Origin of the sequence: Rahnella sp. ATs2 (assembly GCF_051851855.1) — a bacterium.
Taxonomy (GTDB): Bacteria; Pseudomonadota; Gammaproteobacteria; order Enterobacterales; family Enterobacteriaceae; genus Rahnella; species Rahnella variigena.
On sequence record NZ_JBLYPL010000034.1, the window covers coordinates 1 to 19,211 of the forward strand.

The following is a 19,211-nucleotide window of genomic DNA, read 5'->3' on the forward strand; positions in this document are numbered from 1 at the left end:
TCCGAATTTTTTGCACAAGCCTTTTTTCCAATAAAAGGATCGACTGCGTGTTTTTCAACCCTTTCGCGGAGATCTCGTTCGATCCGCTGGTTTTCACGCCGATCTGATTGAGCCGAAATTGGTATTTCCTCAGACCCGAACTATATTGCCAAGGTCAAAACTCACTTATGGGGTGCTTCAGATGTCTCAGGCTTTGCGTGCTTATCAAGGATTAACACCAACATTAGGAGAAAGAGTCATGGTTGATCCCTCCAGTGTGGTGATTGGTGATGTGGATCTGGCTGATGATGTCAGTATCTGGCCGCTGGTGGTGATACGTGGTGATGTGAATAATGTCGTGATCGGCTGCAGAACCAATGTGCAGGATGGAAGCGTGCTGCATGTCACTCACCAGTCGCGGCATAATCCTGAGGGCTACCCTCTTATTATTGGAGAGGACGTGACCGTCGGCCATAAAGCTATGTTGCATGGTTGCACTATCGGAAACCGGGTACTGGTAGGAATGGGAGCGATACTGTTGGACGGTGCGATCGTTGAAGATGATGTGATGATTGGCGCCGGCAGTTTGGTGCCGCCAGGAAAAACCCTCGAAAGCGGTTATCTCTATTTAGGCAGTCCGGTTAAACAGATACGCGAGCTGACGTCAGAGGAACTTGCAGGGCTGACATACTCTTCGAATAACTATGTGACCTGGAAAGATCTCTACCGTTCACAGGAACAATAAAGAATAGCGTTGCCTGAACAGTAAAATGCACACTGTTCAGGCATTACTGGTTAAGCCAGCAAGTCTTTCTTTAACTGCTCCAGCACAGGCTCTATCTCTGGCATAACACCATGCCACATATAGAAAGCATGGGCAGCTTGCCCCACCAGCATTCCCAACCCGTCGGCATAAGCCGTTACCCCGTTATTTTTGGCCCAGGTGAGAAAAGGCGTTAAACCTGCCTGATAATACATATCGTAGACACGGGTCTGCGCGGTCAGCACTTTTTCTGGGATCGCAGGGATCTCACCTTTAATACCCGAAGCCGTGGCGTTAATGATCAGATCGAAAGACTCATCAGCCAGATCGGCTAATGCGATAGCCCGGATATCCCCTTTTTCTTCGAAGATATGGCTCAGATGTTGTGCGCGTTCAAACGTCCGGTTGGTGACAACCACTGAACAGCCATGAGACAGCAAAGGAAGTATCACCCCTCTCGCCGCGCCGCCGGCACCGATCAATAAAACCCGATCACTTTGCTTCAAAAGCGCCAGCCGCTCAAGATCACTCAGCATGCCAATGCCATCAGTGTTGTCCCCGAGTAACCGGCCGTCTTTGAGCTTTTTCAGGGTGTTCACAGCACCGGACATCGCAGCGCGGTCAGTCAGTTCATCAGATTCTGCAAAAGCGCGCTCTTTGAAAGGCACGGTGATATTTGCCCCACGGGCTCCGTCGTCGAAAAAGGTTCGCAGCGTTTCTTCAAACTCTTCATGCGGAGCAAGCACAGTGCCGTAGGTGTGATCGATTCCGGTCTGGCTGGCAAACAATGCATGAATACGAGGGGATTTACTGTGGCCGATCGGATTTCCAAATACCGCGAAAGATGGCATCACTTTTTCCTTTAACCTTGACGGATCAGGTTGCCGGTAAGGGCATCCCGGATTTCTGAGGGATTTTCTCTTCCGCCGACATCGCCATCAATTACAGGGAAATTATCCCCAAACTGGAGCCGGACTTCTGCGGGCAAACGGCATGGCGGCTCGCCATTGAGATTCGCACTGGTAGATACCAGCGGCTTACCAAATTTTTGGCACAGCTCTTTGACCAGAGGATGATCAGTGACCCGTACCGCCAGCGACGTAAAGCGTCCGGTTAACCATTCAGGCGTTGACGGTTTCGCAGGCATGACCCACGTTACCGGGCCCGGCCAAAATGAGCAGATATGCGCAAGCTGTTGTTCAGTGAGCGATGAGTCATCTATATAAGGGAGAAGCTGCTGATAATTATCAGCAATCAAAATAAGACCTTTATCTTTTGGCCGCTTTTTTAGCGCCAGAAGCGCATCGACAGCCTGTTCGCTATCCGGATCACATCCGAGACCAAAGACGGCCTCAGTCGGATAAGCAACGACTTGTTGCTCACGCAGCGCATCAAGCACGAGGGCAAATGAGTTTTCTAAGCTTTTATTCATCTTGTTCGTTATCTTTAATTTCTACGGCCTTACCGCACAATTTACTGGCACAAAATAGCTTAATACCCTGCGCCGTTTTCTTTTCCATCAATAAAGGGTAATGGCAATGGACGCATTCCCCCGCCACCGGCTTGTTATTAATGGCAAACTGACAATCCGGGTAACGATCACAGGCATGAAACACTTTGCCAAAGCGTGATTTTCGCTGCAACAAATGCCCTTTACCACATTGCGGGCAATCCAGGCTGGTTTCTTCCGGTTTATCTATCACTTCAATGTGATCACATTCCGGATACTGACTACAACCAATAAACATGCCGTAACGCCCCTGACGCAGCACTAAGGTCGACTCACATTTAGGGCATAATTGTCCATCCAGGACTTTCACAATATGGCCATCAGCCTGAGATTTCAGAGGACGAATATACTGGCATTGTGGATAGGATGAACAACTCAGAAAGGGGCCGTGGCGACCACTACGGATCACCAGATCGGCCCCGCATTCCGGACAGGATTCATTTTGCTTCTCAGCAAAAAGTGCTGCTTTTGTCATATCTTACTTTTTACCTGTTATCTCTTAATGCAGATAACCTTCATTAACCTCAAACAACAGCTCTTCCATTTGCTGATATGCACTTTCATATCCGGGAATATTAAAGAGAACCATCAGCACGACCCACTTCAGATCCTCAAGATCGAATTCTTCAGTGTCCAGAGCCATAACACGATCGATAACCATCTCTCTGGTATCGAAGTTCAGTACTTTGATCTGTTCCAGGAACAATAAAAAGCCACGACAACTGCTATCTAACCGACTTGTTTCCTCATCGGTATAAATACGTAATGCTGAAGGATCGGAATCCAGCATATAAGATGGGGTTCCACCCTCTTGCATATCCGCAAGTTTTTCAAGCCAACTCAACGCATTGTGAATATCGGCCCGGTGGAAACCAGCTTCGGTCAAGTCATCCGTTAACCTATCCTCGTCAACATTCATCTCCGCTTCGTTGTGAATGTAAGTTTCAAATAAGTACATTAGTACGTCGAACATGGCTTGCCCTCTTAATTCGGACATAGCCGCCGGATACAGCTGCGATCCATCCTGCTAACTCCAGCTCGAGTAGCTTACCTACCACTTCTGGCACAGGTTGGCCGGCACGTTCGGCGACGACGTCAACAGATGTCACCTCATATTCTACGTTAGCCAACACATCAGCAAATGGCAATTCAACTTCGCTATCTTGCGCACAAATAATCGTCTGTGGAGCAACGGAACTCTTGTTTGCAGGCTTTTTAAAAGATTCTGAAGCACGAATATCAGGAAACCAGGTCAGCCCGCTGCCAATATGCTCGGCAATATCGTTAGGCTCCGTCACCAGATAAGCGCCCTGCTGAATAAGCCAGTGCGTGCCTTCTGATGTCACACTGCCCAATGGGCCTGGGAGGGCGAACACTTCTCTTCCCTGCTCCAGTGCGTAACGGGCAGTGATAAGGGAACCACTGCGTAATGTTGCCTCGATGACCAGCACGCCAGCGCTTAATCCGCTAATTATCCTGTTACGTCGGGGAAAATGTGCAGCGAGCGGCGGAGCCGTCACTAAATGCTCTGACACCAGTGCCCCTCCGGCTTCAAGAATGTGCTGAGCTAGCGTTGAATGCCGGGGCGGATAACGTTTTAACAATCCGCTTCCCAGAACAGCAATCGTTTTCCCCTGCGCCGCAAGCGTTGCACGGTGACTAATTCCGTCGATCCCCATAGCCAGACCGCTCGTCACAGTAAAACCGCTACTTACCAGCCCGCTGGCAAAGACCTGCGCGTATTGTTCGCCGTAATGAGTAAATTCACGACTCCCGACCATCGCAATTTGAGGCGAGGACAGTAAATCAGGATCCCCTTCCACAAACAGAATCAATGGAGGAGAAGATATTTGGGCCAACAAAGCCGAATACAAAGCGCTGCCAAAAGTAATCAGATGGTGATGATCGCCTTCCAGCCATCTCAGTGATTCTGCAACCCATTGCGCATTACAATGTCGAAACTCCGAGAGTTGTCCCTCTGAAAGCCCGCAACTTACTAATGCAGAGGGGGAATAAATTCCGCTGTTAAATAATGACTGGATAATCCCTTCGGCCAGACCCGCATCAAGGCGTTTAACTCTCGACAAACGTACCCACACTTCCTGTAGTGTCATTATGCTTTCCTTGCTTAATGCCTTTCAGCGACTGATTCAATTGGCAGAGGATGCTGTCAATCGCAGCGGGAAATGTCTAGAATAGAGTCTATATATCTTCAATCATTTGAATAAAGATCCAGAAAAATATGTCCGTATTACAGATATTACATTTCCCAGACGAGCGGCTTCGCATTACTGCAAAACCGGTCAAAGAAGTTAACGCCGAAATTCAGCAGATCGTGGATGATATGTTTGAAACCATGTATGCAGAAGAAGGCATCGGCCTGGCTGCGACTCAGGTAGACATTCATCAACGCATCATCGTGATTGATGTCTCTGAAAACCGCGACGAACGTTTGGTTCTCATCAACCCTGAACTGCTGGAAAAAAGCGGCGAAACAGGGATTGAAGAAGGCTGCCTGTCGATCCCTGATCAACGGGCTCTCGTGCCGCGTGCAGAGAAAGTCAAAGTGCGTGCGCTTGATCGCGACGGTAAAACCTTTGAGCTAGAAGCTGATGACTTGCTGGCGATCTGTATCCAGCATGAAATGGATCATCTGGTGGGTAAATTATTTGTGGATTATTTGTCCCCATTGAAACGTCAGCGTATCCGCCAGAAGATGGAAAAAATGGCCAAGCTGAACGCACGGGCTGACTAATATTCGTGTAACACAGGACACTGCTTTGCGAATCATATTTGCCGGTACTCCCGACTTTGCAGCGCGTCATCTTGACGCGCTTTTATCATCAGAACATCAGGTGGTAGGCGTTTTTACTCAGCCTGATCGCCCCGCAGGCCGCGGTAATAAACTGACCGCAAGTCCGGTGAAGATTCTGGCTCAAACTCACGACATCCCTGTTTTTCAGCCAAAATCTCTGCGTCCTGAAGAAAATCAGTCTCTGGTTTCAGCGCTCGGGGCTGACATCATGGTAGTCGTAGCTTATGGTTTAATCCTGCCAAAAGCCGTGCTCGATATGCCGAAATTGGGCTGCATTAACGTTCATGGTTCTCTTCTGCCCCGCTGGCGTGGCGCGGCCCCTATTCAACGTTCATTGTGGGCTGGGGATGCTAAAACGGGTGTCACCATCATGCAGATGGATGTCGGCCTTGATACCGGCGATATGCTGCACAAAGTAGAATGTGACATCCTGCCGGAAGATACCAGCGCATCGCTTTACAACAAGCTGGCTGAGCTGGGTCCGCAGGGTATGCTTGAAACATTACAGCAGCTGGCGAACGGCACAGCAAAACCTGAAGTTCAAAGCGAAGAGCACGTAACCTACGCTGAGAAACTCAGCAAGGAAGAAGCCCGCTTAGACTGGAATCTGTCGGCCGAACAACTTGAACGCTGTATTCGTGCATTTAACCCATGGCCCGTCAGCTTCTTTATGATTGATGATCAGCCCGTGAAAGTCTGGCAGGCTGAATGTCTGGCAACGCAACACGATAAATTGCCGGGAACTATCATCTCTGCTGACAAAAAAGGGATTCTGGTCGCGACATCTGACGGCGTTCTGAATATCACCCAGCTACAACCTTCGGGTAAAAAGGCGATGTCCGCACAGGACTTGCTTAACTCTCGTCGTGAATGGTTTATCGAAGGCACACTTTTAGCCTGACCTTTACGACTACGCCCGATATCTCGTCGGGCCATATCTCTCTGATAATGCTGGCTTCGGTCAGCTTTTTTGACTATGAAAACAGCCTATAATCTCCGTAGTATTGCAGCTCAAGCCATTAGCCAGGTGTTGGACAAAGGTCTGTCTCTTTCGACCGTTCTGCCTGGCTTGCAAAAAAATGTCTCAGATAAAGATCGTGGGTTACTTCAGGAACTCTGTTTCGGTACCTTGCGGGTTCTTCCTCAGCTGGAATGGTGTTTGCAGCAACTGATGGCAAAACCGCTCACCGGCAAGCAGAGAACTTTGCATTATTTACTGATGGTTGGCCTTTACCAGCTGATGCATACCCGTATTCCGGCACACGCCGTTCTTGCAGAAACCGTCGAAGGTGCCGTTGCCCTGAAACGCCCTCAGTTGAAAGGTCTTATCAACGGGGTTCTGCGTCAGTTCCAGCGTCAACAGGAAGAATTGTTGCAACGCATGGCGAACAATGACAGTCGCTATCTTCACCCAAGCTGGTTGCTGAACCGCCTCAAAAAAGCGTATCCCGAGCAATGGGAAAGTATTGTAGAAGCAAACAACCAAAGACCGCCTATGTGGCTGCGCGTAAACCGCATGCATCACACCCGCGATGAGTATCTGCAATTACTTAACGACGCCCAGATTGAGGCCGTTGCACATACTGAATACCGTGATGCATTGCGATTAGTCACGCCTTGTCAGGTCAATCTCCTTCCGAGATTTGCGGAAGGTTGGGTCACCGTTCAGGATGCATCGGCACAAGGAAGCGTTGATCTGCTGGATCCACAGAATGGCGAGATGATCCTCGATTTGTGCTGTGCGCCGGGGGGAAAGACCACGCACATTTTGGAAGCTGCACCAAAAGCTCATGTTCTGGCAGTTGATGTGGACGAGCAGCGTTTGAAGCGTGTGCATGAAAACTTGCAACGTTTGAAACTAAGTGCCGAAGTCAAACAGGGTGATGGCCGCGAGCCGCAGGTTTGGGCGGGTGATCGTATATTTGACCGTATTTTGCTTGATGCGCCTTGTTCAGCAACCGGCGTAATCCGCCGACATCCCGACATTAAATGGCTACGCAGAGACAGCGATATCGCTGAACTCGCGGGTCTTCAAAGAGAAATCCTTGAAGCTGTATGGCCAAGACTGAAAAGTAAGGGCGTATTAGTCTATGCCACCTGCTCAGTATTACCGGATGAAAATTCTCAGCAAGTGGCCGCATTCCTGCAATCACATCCGGATGCGACATTGGTCGAAACTGGCACGCTGGAAAATCCCGGACGACAAAATCTTCCTCATGCTGAAGATGGCGACGGTTTCTATTACGCTAAACTTATTAAAAGTTAATCATTTCCTGTCAGCAGCATTGATGCTGGCTGACAGTGTTGAGGCAAAGCAGAGAGTCATATGAAAATAATAATTCTCGGTGCCGGGCAGGTTGGCGGAACACTCGCCGAAAACCTGGTGGGTGAAAACAATGATATTACCGTTGTCGACACCAATACCGTCCGGTTACGCCAACTGCAAGATAAATTCGATCTTCGGGTTGTACAGGGACATGGCTCGCATCCGCGTGTATTGCGTGAGGCCGGCGCTGAAGACGCGGATATGCTGGTCGCTGTGACCAATTCTGACGAAACCAATATGATTGCTTGCCAGATAGCCTACTCGCTGTTTAACACGCCTAATCGTATAGCGCGTATTCGCTCAACGGAATACATCCGCGAATCTGAAAAGCTGTTCTTGCCTGAAGCCGTTCCAATTGATCATCTGATCTCGCCAGAGCAATTAGTCACAGACTATATCTACAAACTTATCGAGTATCCTGGTGCACTTCAGGTTGTCAATTTTGCTGAAGGAAAGGTCAGTATCGCCGCTGTGAAAGCCTACTACGGCGGACCACTGGTCGGTAACGCGCTTTCTTCTATGCGTGAACATATGCCGCATATTGAAACGCGAGTGGCCGCAATATTCCGTCAGGATCGTCCGATCCGTCCTCAAGGTTCGACCATCATTGAAGCAGGTGATGAAGTCTTCTTTGTGGCGGCATCGCAGCATATCCGTGCCGTCATGAGTGAACTCCAGAGACTGGAAAAACCTTATAAGCGGATTATGATCGTTGGCGGTGGCAATGTCGGCGCGGGTTTGGCGCAACGCCTTGAGAAAAATTACAGCGTAAAACTTATCGAACGCGATCAGCAGCGCGCCGCCGAGCTTGCCGAGCTTTTGCAAGACACTATCGTCTTCTATGGGGACGCTTCAGATCAGGAACTTCTGGCCGAAGAGCATATTGAGCAGGTTGATGTTTTCATTGCCATTACCAATGATGATGAAGCTAACATCATGTCTGCCATGCTGGCCAAGCGAATGGGTGCGAAGAAAGCGATGGTCCTTATCCAACGCAGCGCTTACGTGGATTTGGTTCAGGGCAGCGTAATCGATATTGCGATTTCACCGCAGCAGGCCACAATTTCCGCATTACTGGGGCATGTCAGAAAAGCTGATATTGTCAGCGTTTCTTCGCTGCGCCGCGGTGTTGCTGAAGCCATCGAGGCCATTGCACATGGTGATGAAACCACCTCAAAAGTAGTTGGCCGTACAGTCGAACAAATCAAACTTCCGCCAGGTACAACCATTGGTGCGATTGTTCGCGGGAACGATGTGATCATTGCTAACGGTACCAGCAGGATCCAACAAGGTGATCACGTTGTTATGTTCATTACCGATAAGAAATTTGTCAGAGACGTTGAGCGGTTGTTCCAGCCGAGTCCATTCTTCTTATAATTGGATGTGAAGAGGCTTATAGGAATTTCCGCTAATTAGTATTCTGGTAAGAACTTTTGTAGCGAAGACTCTACAAATGGTCTTTACTTGTTTTGACACATTTGATGAATTTGCCAAGGAGTATTTTATGAGTTTTATGAAAGAGTTTCGTGAGTTTGCCATGCGTGGCAACGTGGTTGACCTTGCTGTGGGTGTCATCATCGGTGCAGCATTTGGCAAAATAGTGTCATCATTTGTCGCCGATATTATTATGCCACCACTGGGGTTATTGATTGGCGGGGTAGATTTTAAACAATTTGCTTTTGTTCTAAGAGATGCTCAGGGCGCTACGCCAGCCGTTGTTATGCACTACGGCGTGTTTATTCAGAACGTTTTTGATTTCATCATCGTTGCTCTGGCGATATTCATGGCGATCACGCTGATGAACAAGATGCGTCGTAAGCAAGAAGATGCTCCTGCAGCTCCGCCAAAACCAACGGCAGAAGAAACATTACTGGCGGAAATTCGTGATTTGCTGAAAGAACAACAGACGCCAAAACTCTAAAAGTAAAAGTCAGGCAGTTAAACTCTGACTGATTTTAGAAGGGCAGTGTTGAATATTCGACTGAACACTCAACACTGCCCTCCAGATAACTCCCCTTCCCATTCTTCTCTTTACGACGATAACTTCCTTTCCCTTTCTGATTCTTCTCAATACGCTGTTTGAAAAGTGGATCATGGAGAAGAGCCTGCAACGCATTATCCTGAATAATACCTTTTTGATGCTTATACTGAGTCATAGATCCTCGATATGTGAAATACATTTTGGACAAAATCCGTACACATCATACTGCGAAAATTTTCTGCCCGATAGTGGTATATAAAATGACTAAACCATTTAGCTAACTTTTCCCGCACCATCCTCTAAAGCTTCTAAAATAGAGCAAGTTACGCTGGTATGCGCCGAACCGCAGCAGGCAGCACTCAGTCTTTGTAGCGACTCGCGCATCTGAGTCAATTCCTGTAACTTGAACTCAACCTCAGCAAGTCGTTCGTCCACAATTGCTTTAGATTCCTGACACGTGTGGTGCAAAGGATCGATGCGAATTGATAGCAGCTCCTTGATGGCGTCCAGCGTAAATCCTGTCGATTTAGCGTAACGGATAAAGCGAAGCCGCTGCAGATCATTATCATCGTATTGGCGATAACCCGAAGGATTGCGGGTGCCAGGGCTCATCATCCCTTGCTTCTCATAGTAGCGGACAGTGTCAGCGGAAACATTTGCCAATCCGGCCAGCTCACCAATTTTGTACATACTATTTCCCCCTGAATTTATCATGCAGTGCATCTTTATAATGCCCGTGCAAAAAACCAGTATTCATACCCGCCTGCTGCAACCGCAGTTGAAGAACTCTGAGTCGTTTTTCAGAAACGGCAAATTGTGGGTCATCATTGTCCAGCGTCTGTAATAAATGCTCCAACTCGACAGCTTCCTTTCTGTCCTGAAGCGCTGGTGGCAAATAGCCTGCATTTTTTAAGATGCGAAATGCGACTCTTAGGTCTTCGGGTACAGCGCTATCATCATCCAGACTTAATGGCTGCCCGTTGCCTGGCAGATTATCAAAGTCCCCCTTTTCCTGAGCATCTTTGATGTGTTTCTCTACCCACTGGTCGACAAGGAGCATGAATTTACCTTTAGAAAATGGAAAGGATCATCATAGATCATACTTGCAGCTTAACGCGAACGGGGTGGGAATTCAGGTTCAATTCTGCCGGCAGTGAAGAAGATGGGTAGTTCAGATTTTAGATGTAAAAAAACCGGGCATAAGCCCGGTTTTTTCATGCATCTACAGATTATTCAGCAGTTGCTACTTCTGCTTTTGACTCTGCACGATCAACGAGCTCGATGTATGCCATCGGCGCATTGTCGCCTGCACGGAAGCCACACTTAAGAATACGAGTGTAACCACCGGCACGGCTCGCGAAACGCGGGCCCAGTTCATTAAACAGTTTTGCCACGATCTCGTTATCACGAGTACGGGCGAATGCCAGACGACGATTTGCAACGTTGTCGGTCTTGGCAAGAGTAATCAGCGGCTCAACAACGCGACGCAGCTCTTTCGCTTTCGGCAGGGTCGTCTTGATGATCTCATGACGAACCAAAGAGCCGGCCATGTTACGGAACATAGCCTGTCGGTGGCTGCTGTTACGGTTCAGTTGACGACCACTCTTACGATGGCGCATGACCTTATCCTTCTCAGTAAAACCTTAACCTGTGATCCGGTTACTCGTCAGCAATACTTGCTGGTGGCCAGTTTTCCAGGCGCATGCCCAGAGACAAACCACGGGACGCAAGTACGTCTTTGATCTCAGTAAGAGATTTTTTACCCAGGTTAGGTGTTTTAAGTAACTCAACCTCGGTACGCTGTACCAGATCACCGATGTAGTGGATTGCTTCTGCCTTAAGGCAGTTAGCAGAGCGGACAGTCAATTCCAGATCGTCAACAGGGCGCAGCAGGATTGGATCGAATTCCGGCTTCTCTTCTTTGACTTCCGGTTGACGTACATCACGTAAATCAACGAAAGCTTCAAGTTGTTCAGCAAGAATGGTTGCCGCACGACGGATCGCCTCTTCAGGATCGATCGTACCGTTGGTTTCCATTTCGATAACCAGCTTGTCCAAATCAGTACGCTGTTCTACACGCGCTGCTTCAACATTGTAGGCAATTCGCTCTACAGGGCTGTAGCATGCGTCTACTAACAGACGACCAATTGGGCGCTCATCTTCTTCCGAATGAATTCGGGCAGACGCCGGCACATAACCACGACCGCGCTGAACTTTGATACGCATGCTGATAGCAGCGTTCTCATCGGTCAGGTGGCAGATGACGTGTTGCGGCTTGACGATTTCGACATCACCATCATGGGTAATGTCGGCTGCAGTCACAGGGCCAATGCCAGACTTATTCAGGGTAAGAATAACTTCATCTTTACCTTGAACTCTCACCGCCAGCCCTTTCAGGTTGAGCAGGATCTCCAGGATATCTTCCTGTACGCCTTCTTTGGTGCTGTACTCATGCAGTACACCATCAATCTCAACCTCGGTCACCGCGCAACCCGGCATGGATGAAAGCAGAATACGGCGCAGTGCGTTGCCTAAAGTATGGCCAAAGCCACGTTCTAAAGGCTCAAGGGTCACCTTGGCGTGCGTCGAACTGACTTGCTCGATATCTACCAGGCGCGGTTTTAGAAACTCTGTCACAGAACCCTGCATTGTGTCCTCTCTTTGGTACTAAGCTTTACTTGGAGTAAAGCTCGACGATCAGGTGTTCGTTAATGTCGGAAGACAGATCAGTACGTTCAGGCATACGCTTGAACACACCTTCCATCTTAGCAGCATCAACTTCAAGCCAAGTCGGCTTTTCACGCTGTTCAGCCAACTCCAAAGCGGCCTTCACGCGAGATTGCTTTTTAGCTTTCTCACGGATGCTGACAACGTCATTCGGAGATACCTGATAAGAAGCGATGTTAACAACGCGACCGTTTACGATGATAGCTTTGTGGCTAACTAACTGGCGCGATTCCGCACGAGTAGCGCCGAAGCCCATACGATAAACGACGTTGTCCAAACGACCTTCAAGCAGTTGCAACAGGTTTTCACCGGTGTTGCCTTTCAGGCGTGCTGCTTCTTTGTAATAGTTACGGAACTGGCGCTCCAGAACACCGTAAGTACGGCGAACTTTTTGCTTTTCACGTAACTGCACACCATAGTCAGACAGACGCGGTTTACGCGCACCATGCTGACCAGGAGCTTGTTCAATTTTACACTTGGTATCGATCGCGCGAACGCCAGATTTAAGGAATAAATCTGTGCCCTCACGACGGCTAAGCTTGAGCTTAGGACCCAAATATCTTGCCATTTTCTCTCTCCAACAAACCTAAAAGCAGCGTTATACGCGACGCTTTTTCGGCGGACGACAACCGTTATGAGGGATAGGAGTCACATCAGTAATATTAGTGATGCGGAAACCAGCCGCGTTTAATGCGCGGATAGTAGACTCACGACCAGGACCAGGTCCTTTAACCATAACTTCCAGATTCTTGATACCGTATTCTTTCACTGCGTCAGCGCAGCGCTCTGCTGCAACCTGAGCTGCGAACGGAGTGGATTTACGAGAACCACGGAAACCGGAACCACCAGCTGTTGCCCAACCCAAAGCATTACCCTGACGATCGGTAATGGTAACAATGGTGTTGTTGAAAGAAGCATGGATATGAGCCACGCCGTCAGAGACTTGTTTTCTTACACGTTTACGTGTACGAACAGGTGCCTTTGCCATTTATTCAATCACCCCGATTATTTCTTGATCGGTTTACGCGGACCCTTACGGGTACGTGCGTTAGTCTTGGTACGCTGACCGCGTACTGGAAGACCACGACGATGACGCAAACCACGATAAGTCCCAAGGTCCATAAGACGCTTGATGCTCAGGGTGACTTCACGACGCAGATCACCTTCAACAATGAACTTGGCAACTTCGTCACGCAGTTTTTCGATTTGCTCTTCAGACAGCTCACTGATCTTAACATTTTCAGCAATACCGGATGCAGCACAGATAGACTGTGAGCGGGTTTTACCGATGCCGTAGATCGAAGTTAATGCGATCACGGTATGTTTCTGATCAGGAATGTTAATGCCTGCTATACGGGCCACTATGCACTCCTACTATTTATATACGGCAACACCATTCTGAAAAGCCCGTTTTCAGGATACTCAAATAGTATTGCTGCTTACATACAAAAGATTGGCTGGCTAATCTAGCCAGCTCAACCCAACTTTGCAAGAAAAATATGCGAGATAATCAGCCTTGACGCTGTTTATGCTTCGGTTCTGCACTGCAGATTACGCGAACGACACCGTTACGCTTAACAATTTTGCAGTTACGACATAATTTCTTGACGGAAGCACGAACTTTCATTTTTACTCTCCGTAACTTCGCAAACTCACCAGATTAGCGGTTATAGCCTTTCAGGTTTGCTTTCTTCAATGCAGACTCGTACTGACTTGACATCATCAGAGTTTGCACTTGAGCCATAAAGTCCATGATAACGACGACTACGATCAGTAGAGAAGTACCACCAAAGTAGAATGGAACTTTCATCGCGTCACGCATGAACTCCGGGATAAGGCAGATGAAAGTAATATACATCGCACCGATTAAGGTTAAACGAGTCATTACTTTATCGATGTACTTCGCCGTTTGCTCTCCCGGACGAATTCCTGGTACAAATGCACCGGACTTCTTCAGGTTATCTGCTGTCTCACGCGGGTTGAACACCAACGCAGTATAAAAGAAACAGAAGAAGATGATTGCAGTCGCATAGAGTAACACATAAAGCGGTTGCCCAGGCTGCAAATACAGCGAAATCGTTGTCAGCCAGTTCCAACCAGTCCCGCCCCCAAACCATGATGCAATCGTGGCAGGGAACAGAATAATGCTGGAAGCGAAGATTGCTGGGATAACCCCGGCCATATTCACTTTCAACGGTAAGTGCGTGCTCTGTGCTGCATAGACACGACGACCTTGTTGGCGTTTAGCATAGTTAACGACGATACGACGTTGACCACGTTCAACAAACACCACAAAGAAAGTCACTGCAAACACTAAAACTGCAACCAACAGCAACAGGAGGAAGTGCAGGTCGCCTTGCCGAGCTTGTTCAATAGTATGTGCAATCGCCGGCGGAAGACCCGCTACGATACCAGCAAAAATTATGATTGAAATACCGTTACCGATACCTCGTTCAGTAATCTGCTCACCCAGCCACATCAGGAACATTGTCCCAGTCACTAAGCTCACAACTGCGGTAAAGTAGAACGCAAAGCCTGGATTTAACACCAGGCCCTGCATACCAGGCATGTTCGGTAGACCGGTAGCAATACCGATCGACTGAAACACTGCCAATACCAGCGTACCGTAACGGGTGTACTGACTAATCTTACGACGGCCAGCCTCCCCTTCTTTCTTAATTTCTGCTAACGCTGGATGAACCACCGTTAACAACTGGATAATGATCGATGCCGAAATGTACGGCATGATCCCCAGAGCAAAGATTGAAGCACGGCTAAGGGCACCACCAGAGAACATGTTAAACATTTCAATGATGGTACCTCTTTGCTGCTCGAGCAATTTGGCAAGTACAGTGGCATCAATACCAGGGATCGGAATAAAAGAGCCGATACGGAAAACAATCAGCGCACCGATAACAAACAAAAGTCTGCGCTTCAGTTCGCCTAGTCCACCCTTGGCACTTTGAAAATCTAATCCCGGTTGCTTAGCCATCTGCTACTTATTCCTCAATTTTACCGCCAGCAGCTTCGATAGCAACACGAGCGCCTTTGGTGACACGCAAACCACGCAGAGTTACCGCACGACCAACTTCGCCAGAAAGGATTACTTTCGCGAACTCGATCTGGATACCAACTACGTTAGCGGCTTTCAGCGCGTTCAGGTCGATCACGTCGCCTTCCACCAGAGCCAGTTCAGACAGACGAACTTCTGCCGTGATCATAGCTTTGCGGGAGGTGAAGCCGAATTTCGGCAAACGACGATATAAAGGCATCTGACCACCTTCAAAACCACGACGTACGCCACCACCAGAACGTGAGTTCTGACCTTTGTGACCACGACCGCCGGTTTTACCCAGGCCAGAACCAATACCACGACCTACACGCCTTGGCGCTTGTTTGGCACCATCAGCCGGAGACAGAGTATTTAAACGCATCTCTTACTCCTCAACCTTAACCATGTAGGAAACCAGGTTGATCATACCGCGTACAGCAGGAGTATCCTCGCGCTCAACGGTGTGACCAATACGACGCAGACCCAGGCCCAGCAGAGTAGCTTTATGCTTCGGCAGACGGCCAATGGAACTGCGAGTTTGTGTAACTTTAATAGTCTTTGCCATGGTTAATTACCCCAGAATTTCTTCAACGGATTTACCACGCTTGGCAGCGACCATTTGTGGGGATTTCATATTTGCCAAAGCATCGATAGTTGCACGAACCACGTTGATCGGGTTGGTGGAACCATAAGCCTTAGCCAATACGTTATGAACCCCTGCAACTTCCAGGACGGCGCGCATTGCACCACCGGCGATAATACCGGTACCTTCGGAAGCCGGCTGCATGAACACACGGGAACCCGTATGAGCACCTTTAACAGGATGCTGCAGGGTGCCGCTATTCAGCGCGACATTCATCATGTTGCGACGGGCTTTTTCCATCGCTTTCTGGATCGCTGCCGGAACTTCGCGTGCTTTGCCGTAGCCAAAACCAACGCGACCGTTACCATCACCAACTACTGTCAGTGCGGTAAAGCTGAAGATACGGCCACCTTTTACGGTTTTAGATACGCGGTTTACCGCGATCAGCTTTTCCTGCAGTTCGCCAGCTTGTTTTTCGATGTGAGCCATCTTAAACCTCTTCCTTAGAACTGAAGGCCAGCTTCACGGGCAGCATCTGCCAGTGCCTGGACTCGACCATGATATTGGAAACCGGAACGGTCAAAGGATACTTTCGTGATCCCTTTTTCCAATGCGCGTTCTGCGATAGCTTTACCTACAGCAGTGGCAGCATCTTTGTTGCCGGTATACTTCAGTTGCTCAGTGATAGTTTTTTCTACAGTAGATGCAGCAACTATTACTTCAGAACCGTTTGGTGCGATGACCTGTGCGTAAATATGACGCGGGGTACGATGTACCACCAGACGAGTCGCACCCAATTCTTTGAGCTTGCGGCGTGCGCGGGTCGCACGACGGATACGAGCAGATTTCTTATCCATAGTGTTACCTTACTTCTTCTTAGCCTCTTTGGTACGCACGACTTCGTCGGCGTAACGGACACCCTTGCCTTTATAAGGCTCAGGACGACGGTAGGCACGTAAATCCGCAGCAACCTGACCGATAACCTGTTTATCAGCGCCTTTCAGCACGATTTCGGTTTGGGTCGGACATTCTGCAGTAATGCCTTCCGGCAGTTGGTGATCGACCGGGTGAGAGAAGCCTAAGGCTAAATTCACCACGTTGCCTTTAACAGCAGCACGATAACCAACACCTACCAGTTGAAGCTTTTTAGTGAAGCCGTCGGTAACACCTACAACCATAGAGTTCAACAGTGCACGAGTGGTACCCGCTTGGGCCCAACCGTCTGCAGCGCCTTCGCGTGGAGCGAAAGTCAGTGCATTTTCTTCCTGCTTAACTACAACAGCGTCATGGATAGTACGTGACAGCTCGCCGTTTTTACCCTTAATCGAAATAACCTGACCGTTGAGTTTTACCTCTACGCCGGCAGGAATGACGACGGGTGCTTTTGCAACACGAGACATTCTTTCCTCCCAATTAAGCTACGTAGCAGATAATCTCGCCACCAAGACCAGCCTGGCGAGCTGCACGATCGGTCATAACACCTTTAGAGGTAGAAATAACAGCGATACCCATACCGGCCATAACTTTTGGCAGCTCATCTTTTTTCTTATAGATGCGCAGACCTGGACGGCTGATACGTTGAATGCTTTCTACCACTGCCTTGCCCTGGAAGTACTTCAGTACTAATTCCAGTTCAGGTTTGGCGTCGCCTTCGATTTTAAATTCTTCAATATAGCCTTCTTCCTTCAGCACGTTGGCAATAGCCACTTTCAGCTTGGAGGAAGGCATGGTGACCGCAACTTTGTTCGCGGCTTGACCGTTACGGATACGGGTCAGCATATCCGCGATCGGATCTTGCATGCTCATCTGTCTTTACTCCCGTGATTCAATTGGTGACAATTACCAGCTAGCCTTCTTAAGACCCGGAATTTCACCGCGCATAGCGGCTTCACGGACCTTAATACGGCTCAACCCGAACTTCCGCAGGAAAGCATGCGGACGACCAGTTTGACGGCAGCGGTTACGCTGACGAGACGGGCTGGAATCACGCGGCAGAGACTGCAGCTTAAGAACTGCATCCCAACGATCTTCGTCGGATGAGTTCACACCAGAGATAATAGCTTTCAATTCCTCGCGTTTAGCGCGGTATTTATCAGCCAGTTTTACGCGAACGACTTCGCGTGCTTTCATGGATTGCTTAGCCATTAGTAACCCTGCCTTACTTGCGGAACGGGAAGTTAAAGGCTGTCAGCAACGCACGGCCTTCATCATCGGATTTCGCAGTAGTGGTGATAGTAATATCTAAACCACGAACGCGATCGACTTTATCATAATCGATTTCCGGGAAGATGATCTGTTCACGCACGCCCATGCTGTAGTTACCACGACCATCGAAAGACTTAGCAGACAAGCCGCGGAAGTCACGAATACGTGGTACAGCAATGGAGACCAGACGCTCAAAGAACTCCCACATGCGTTCGCCGCGGAGGGTTACTTTACAGCCGATCGGATAGCCCTGACGGATTTTGAAGCCTGCAACTGATTTGCGTGCTTTGGTGATCAGCGGTTTTTGACCGGAGATTGCTGCCAGGTCAGCTGCTGCGTTATCCAGCAGTTTCTTGTCAGCGATCGCTTCACCAACACCCATGTTCAGGGTGATCTTCTCGACCCGAGGGACTTGCATGACAGAATTGTAACCAAACTCAGCCATGAGTTTTTTTACGACATCGTCTTTGTAGTAATCATGCAGTTTCGCCATCGTACTACTCCAAATTACTTGATAGTTTCGCTGTTAGATTTGAAGAAACGGACTTTTTTGCCGTCTTCGAATCTAAAGCCTACACGGTCCGCCTTGCCAGTAGCCGTGTTGAAGAGCGCAACGTTAGAAACCGGAATTGCAGCTTCTTTTTCAACGATGCCACCTGGTTGGTTCAGGGCCGGTACAGGCTTCTGATGTTTTTTAACCAGGTTGATACCTTCAACAATGACCTTGCCAGAAGACAGGACATTTTTTACTTTACCGCGCTTACCTTTATCTTTACCGGTAAGCAGGATAACTTCGTCATCGCGACGGATTTTCGCTGCCATGGTTCGCTCCTTAGAGTACTTCTGGTGCCAGAGAGATAATTTTCATGAACTTCTCATTACGCAGTTCACGAGTTACCGGCCCAAAAATACGCGTGCCGATTGGCTGCTCGCTGTTATTGTTTAAAATAACGCATGCATTACCATCGAAGCGAATGACAGAACCGTCCGGGCGACGAACACCCTTCTTGGTGCGCACCACTACCGCCTTCAGCACATCGCCTTTCTTCACCTTACCGCGAGGAATTGCTTCCTTGATGGTAATTTTGATGATGTCGCCGACGCCTGCGTAGCGACGGTGCGAGCCACCTAGAACCTTGATACACATTACGCGACGTGCACCGGAGTTGTCGGCCACGGTCAGCATAGTCTGTTCTTGGATCATGTTAGTGCTCCGCTAATGTCAACTACAACTTTAGGACCCAGGATAGGTCGTTAAGAAATCCCCACA

Annotated in this window: 31 protein-coding genes; 6 read left to right on the plus strand and 25 right to left on the minus strand. The window is 48.8% G+C overall.

The features are described from left to right. Window positions 1–181 precede the first annotated feature (181 nt). A complete protein-coding gene (locus tag ACJY2G_RS23995; RefSeq protein WP_120163957.1) occupies window positions 182–724 on the plus strand; it encodes a gamma carbonic anhydrase family protein in 543 nt (180 codons plus the stop codon). Window positions 725–774: 50 nt separating this feature from the next. Here ACJY2G_RS23995 and aroE read toward each other — a convergent pair whose 3' ends face one another. From aroE to dprA, 5 genes are read right to left on the minus strand one after another with little or no spacing between them, the layout of a single operon-like run. After that, window positions 775–1,596 (minus strand): shikimate dehydrogenase, encoded by an 822-nt coding sequence (gene aroE, locus ACJY2G_RS24000; RefSeq protein WP_167459613.1) that lies wholly within the window; start codon window positions 1,594–1,596, stop codon window positions 775–777. Between the two features lie 8 nt (window positions 1,597–1,604). Next, entirely contained in the window at window positions 1,605–2,174 is a 570-nt protein-coding gene (gene tsaC, locus ACJY2G_RS24005) for an L-threonylcarbamoyladenylate synthase type 1 TsaC (protein WP_430320939.1), read from the minus strand. Next, window positions 2,167–2,727, minus strand: a complete 561-nt coding sequence (locus tag ACJY2G_RS24010) for a DNA topoisomerase family protein (protein ID WP_112288150.1) — start codon at window positions 2,725–2,727, stop codon at window positions 2,167–2,169. The genes tsaC and ACJY2G_RS24010 overlap by 8 nt, the downstream gene beginning before the upstream one ends. Before the next feature lie 24 nt (window positions 2,728–2,751). Beyond that, the gene (locus tag ACJY2G_RS24015; protein WP_112288149.1) at window positions 2,752–3,225 is read right to left on the minus strand and encodes a DUF494 family protein; all 474 of its coding nucleotides are present in this window, start codon (window positions 3,223–3,225) and stop codon (window positions 2,752–2,754) included. Next, window positions 3,197–4,366: a DNA-protecting protein DprA gene (gene dprA, locus ACJY2G_RS24020; protein WP_120163960.1), complete on the minus strand. Its 1,170-nt coding sequence runs from the start codon at window positions 4,364–4,366 to the stop codon at window positions 3,197–3,199. The genes ACJY2G_RS24015 and dprA overlap by 29 nt, the downstream gene beginning before the upstream one ends. A 128-nt stretch (window positions 4,367–4,494) precedes the next feature. Between dprA and def the strand changes: the two genes are divergently transcribed. From def to mscL, 5 genes are all read left to right on the plus strand, one after another. Beyond that, complete coding sequence (def, locus tag ACJY2G_RS24025; protein ID WP_112288147.1) at window positions 4,495–5,007, plus strand: peptide deformylase; 513 nt, start codon at window positions 4,495–4,497, stop codon at window positions 5,005–5,007. 1 nt (window position 5,008) lies between these two features. Next, a complete protein-coding gene (gene fmt / locus ACJY2G_RS24030; protein ID WP_198659689.1) occupies window positions 5,009–5,968 on the plus strand; it encodes a methionyl-tRNA formyltransferase in 960 nt (319 codons plus the stop codon). Window positions 5,969–6,043: 75 nt separating this feature from the next. Continuing rightward, window positions 6,044–7,333: a 16S rRNA (cytosine(967)-C(5))-methyltransferase RsmB gene (gene rsmB, locus ACJY2G_RS24035; protein ID WP_430320938.1), complete on the plus strand. Its 1,290-nt coding sequence runs from the start codon at window positions 6,044–6,046 to the stop codon at window positions 7,331–7,333. A gap of 60 nt (window positions 7,334–7,393) precedes the next feature. Continuing rightward, entirely contained in the window at window positions 7,394–8,770 is a 1,377-nt protein-coding gene (gene trkA / locus ACJY2G_RS24040) for a Trk system potassium transporter TrkA (RefSeq protein ID WP_112288144.1), read from the plus strand. Window positions 8,771–8,897: 127 nt separating this feature from the next. Further along, window positions 8,898–9,314: a large-conductance mechanosensitive channel protein MscL gene (gene mscL, locus ACJY2G_RS24045; RefSeq protein ID WP_112288143.1), complete on the plus strand. Its 417-nt coding sequence runs from the start codon at window positions 8,898–8,900 to the stop codon at window positions 9,312–9,314. 34 nt (window positions 9,315–9,348) lie between these two features. On the opposite strand, the gene ACJY2G_RS24050 is transcribed toward mscL, so the two are convergent. The 20 genes from ACJY2G_RS24050 to rplN form a co-directional block, all read right to left on the minus strand. Continuing rightward, window positions 9,349–9,549 (minus strand): alternative ribosome-rescue factor A, encoded by a 201-nt coding sequence (locus ACJY2G_RS24050; RefSeq protein WP_112288142.1) that lies wholly within the window; start codon window positions 9,547–9,549, stop codon window positions 9,349–9,351. Window positions 9,550–9,647: 98 nt separating this feature from the next. After that, window positions 9,648–10,064 (minus strand): Zn(2+)-responsive transcriptional regulator, encoded by a 417-nt coding sequence (gene zntR, locus ACJY2G_RS24055; protein WP_430320937.1) that lies wholly within the window; start codon window positions 10,062–10,064, stop codon window positions 9,648–9,650. A 1-nt stretch (window position 10,065) separates the two neighbouring features. Next, the gene (locus ACJY2G_RS24060) at window positions 10,066–10,434 is read right to left on the minus strand and encodes a DUF1992 domain-containing protein (protein ID WP_430320936.1); all 369 of its coding nucleotides are present in this window, start codon (window positions 10,432–10,434) and stop codon (window positions 10,066–10,068) included. Between the two features lie 169 nt (window positions 10,435–10,603). Then, the gene (rplQ, locus tag ACJY2G_RS24065) at window positions 10,604–10,993 is read right to left on the minus strand and encodes a 50S ribosomal protein L17 (RefSeq protein WP_013573706.1); all 390 of its coding nucleotides are present in this window, start codon (window positions 10,991–10,993) and stop codon (window positions 10,604–10,606) included. A 40-nt stretch (window positions 10,994–11,033) separates the two neighbouring features. Further along, window positions 11,034–12,023, minus strand: coding sequence for a DNA-directed RNA polymerase subunit alpha (locus ACJY2G_RS24070; RefSeq protein WP_002919219.1), 990 nt, complete (start codon window positions 12,021–12,023; stop codon window positions 11,034–11,036). A 25-nt stretch (window positions 12,024–12,048) separates the two neighbouring features. Beyond that, complete coding sequence (gene rpsD / locus ACJY2G_RS24075) at window positions 12,049–12,669, minus strand: 30S ribosomal protein S4 (RefSeq protein ID WP_112288139.1); 621 nt, start codon at window positions 12,667–12,669, stop codon at window positions 12,049–12,051. A gap of 30 nt (window positions 12,670–12,699) precedes the next feature. Next, window positions 12,700–13,089 carry a 30S ribosomal protein S11 gene (gene rpsK / locus ACJY2G_RS24080; RefSeq protein WP_004929731.1) on the minus strand — a complete coding sequence of 130 codons (390 nt, stop codon included), beginning with the start codon at window positions 13,087–13,089 and terminating at the stop codon, window positions 12,700–12,702. A gap of 17 nt (window positions 13,090–13,106) precedes the next feature. Further along, the gene (rpsM, locus tag ACJY2G_RS24085; RefSeq protein WP_013573704.1) at window positions 13,107–13,463 is read right to left on the minus strand and encodes a 30S ribosomal protein S13; all 357 of its coding nucleotides are present in this window, start codon (window positions 13,461–13,463) and stop codon (window positions 13,107–13,109) included. Between the two features lie 148 nt (window positions 13,464–13,611). Beyond that, a complete protein-coding gene (gene rpmJ, locus ACJY2G_RS24090) occupies window positions 13,612–13,728 on the minus strand; it encodes a 50S ribosomal protein L36 (protein ID WP_002227352.1) in 117 nt (38 codons plus the stop codon). A 33-nt stretch (window positions 13,729–13,761) separates the two neighbouring features. Continuing rightward, the gene (gene secY / locus ACJY2G_RS24095) at window positions 13,762–15,093 is read right to left on the minus strand and encodes a preprotein translocase subunit SecY (RefSeq protein WP_013573703.1); all 1,332 of its coding nucleotides are present in this window, start codon (window positions 15,091–15,093) and stop codon (window positions 13,762–13,764) included. A 7-nt stretch (window positions 15,094–15,100) separates the two neighbouring features. Next, entirely contained in the window at window positions 15,101–15,535 is a 435-nt protein-coding gene (rplO, locus tag ACJY2G_RS24100) for a 50S ribosomal protein L15 (RefSeq protein WP_013573702.1), read from the minus strand. 3 nt (window positions 15,536–15,538) lie between these two features. After that, a complete protein-coding gene (gene rpmD / locus ACJY2G_RS24105) occupies window positions 15,539–15,718 on the minus strand; it encodes a 50S ribosomal protein L30 (protein WP_013573701.1) in 180 nt (59 codons plus the stop codon). Between the two features lie 6 nt (window positions 15,719–15,724). Beyond that, a complete protein-coding gene (gene rpsE, locus ACJY2G_RS24110; RefSeq protein WP_013573700.1) occupies window positions 15,725–16,225 on the minus strand; it encodes a 30S ribosomal protein S5 in 501 nt (166 codons plus the stop codon). Window positions 16,226–16,239: 14 nt separating this feature from the next. Further along, a complete protein-coding gene (gene rplR / locus ACJY2G_RS24115; RefSeq protein WP_013573699.1) occupies window positions 16,240–16,593 on the minus strand; it encodes a 50S ribosomal protein L18 in 354 nt (117 codons plus the stop codon). A 9-nt stretch (window positions 16,594–16,602) separates the two neighbouring features. Continuing rightward, on the minus strand, window positions 16,603–17,136 hold the full coding sequence (gene rplF, locus ACJY2G_RS24120; RefSeq protein WP_112288138.1) for a 50S ribosomal protein L6: 534 nt from the start codon (window positions 17,134–17,136) through the stop codon (window positions 16,603–16,605). 13 nt (window positions 17,137–17,149) lie between these two features. Next, entirely contained in the window at window positions 17,150–17,542 is a 393-nt protein-coding gene (gene rpsH / locus ACJY2G_RS24125; RefSeq protein WP_013573697.1) for a 30S ribosomal protein S8, read from the minus strand. 33 nt (window positions 17,543–17,575) lie between these two features. Then, window positions 17,576–17,881: a 30S ribosomal protein S14 gene (gene rpsN / locus ACJY2G_RS24130; RefSeq protein ID WP_013573696.1), complete on the minus strand. Its 306-nt coding sequence runs from the start codon at window positions 17,879–17,881 to the stop codon at window positions 17,576–17,578. Between the two features lie 13 nt (window positions 17,882–17,894). Continuing rightward, the gene (rplE, locus tag ACJY2G_RS24135; protein WP_013573695.1) at window positions 17,895–18,434 is read right to left on the minus strand and encodes a 50S ribosomal protein L5; all 540 of its coding nucleotides are present in this window, start codon (window positions 18,432–18,434) and stop codon (window positions 17,895–17,897) included. A gap of 14 nt (window positions 18,435–18,448) precedes the next feature. Beyond that, window positions 18,449–18,763: a 50S ribosomal protein L24 gene (rplX, locus tag ACJY2G_RS24140; RefSeq protein WP_095923752.1), complete on the minus strand. Its 315-nt coding sequence runs from the start codon at window positions 18,761–18,763 to the stop codon at window positions 18,449–18,451. Between the two features lie 10 nt (window positions 18,764–18,773). After that, window positions 18,774–19,145, minus strand: a complete 372-nt coding sequence (gene rplN / locus ACJY2G_RS24145) for a 50S ribosomal protein L14 (RefSeq protein WP_008457164.1) — start codon at window positions 19,143–19,145, stop codon at window positions 18,774–18,776. Window positions 19,146–19,211 lie beyond the last annotated feature (66 nt).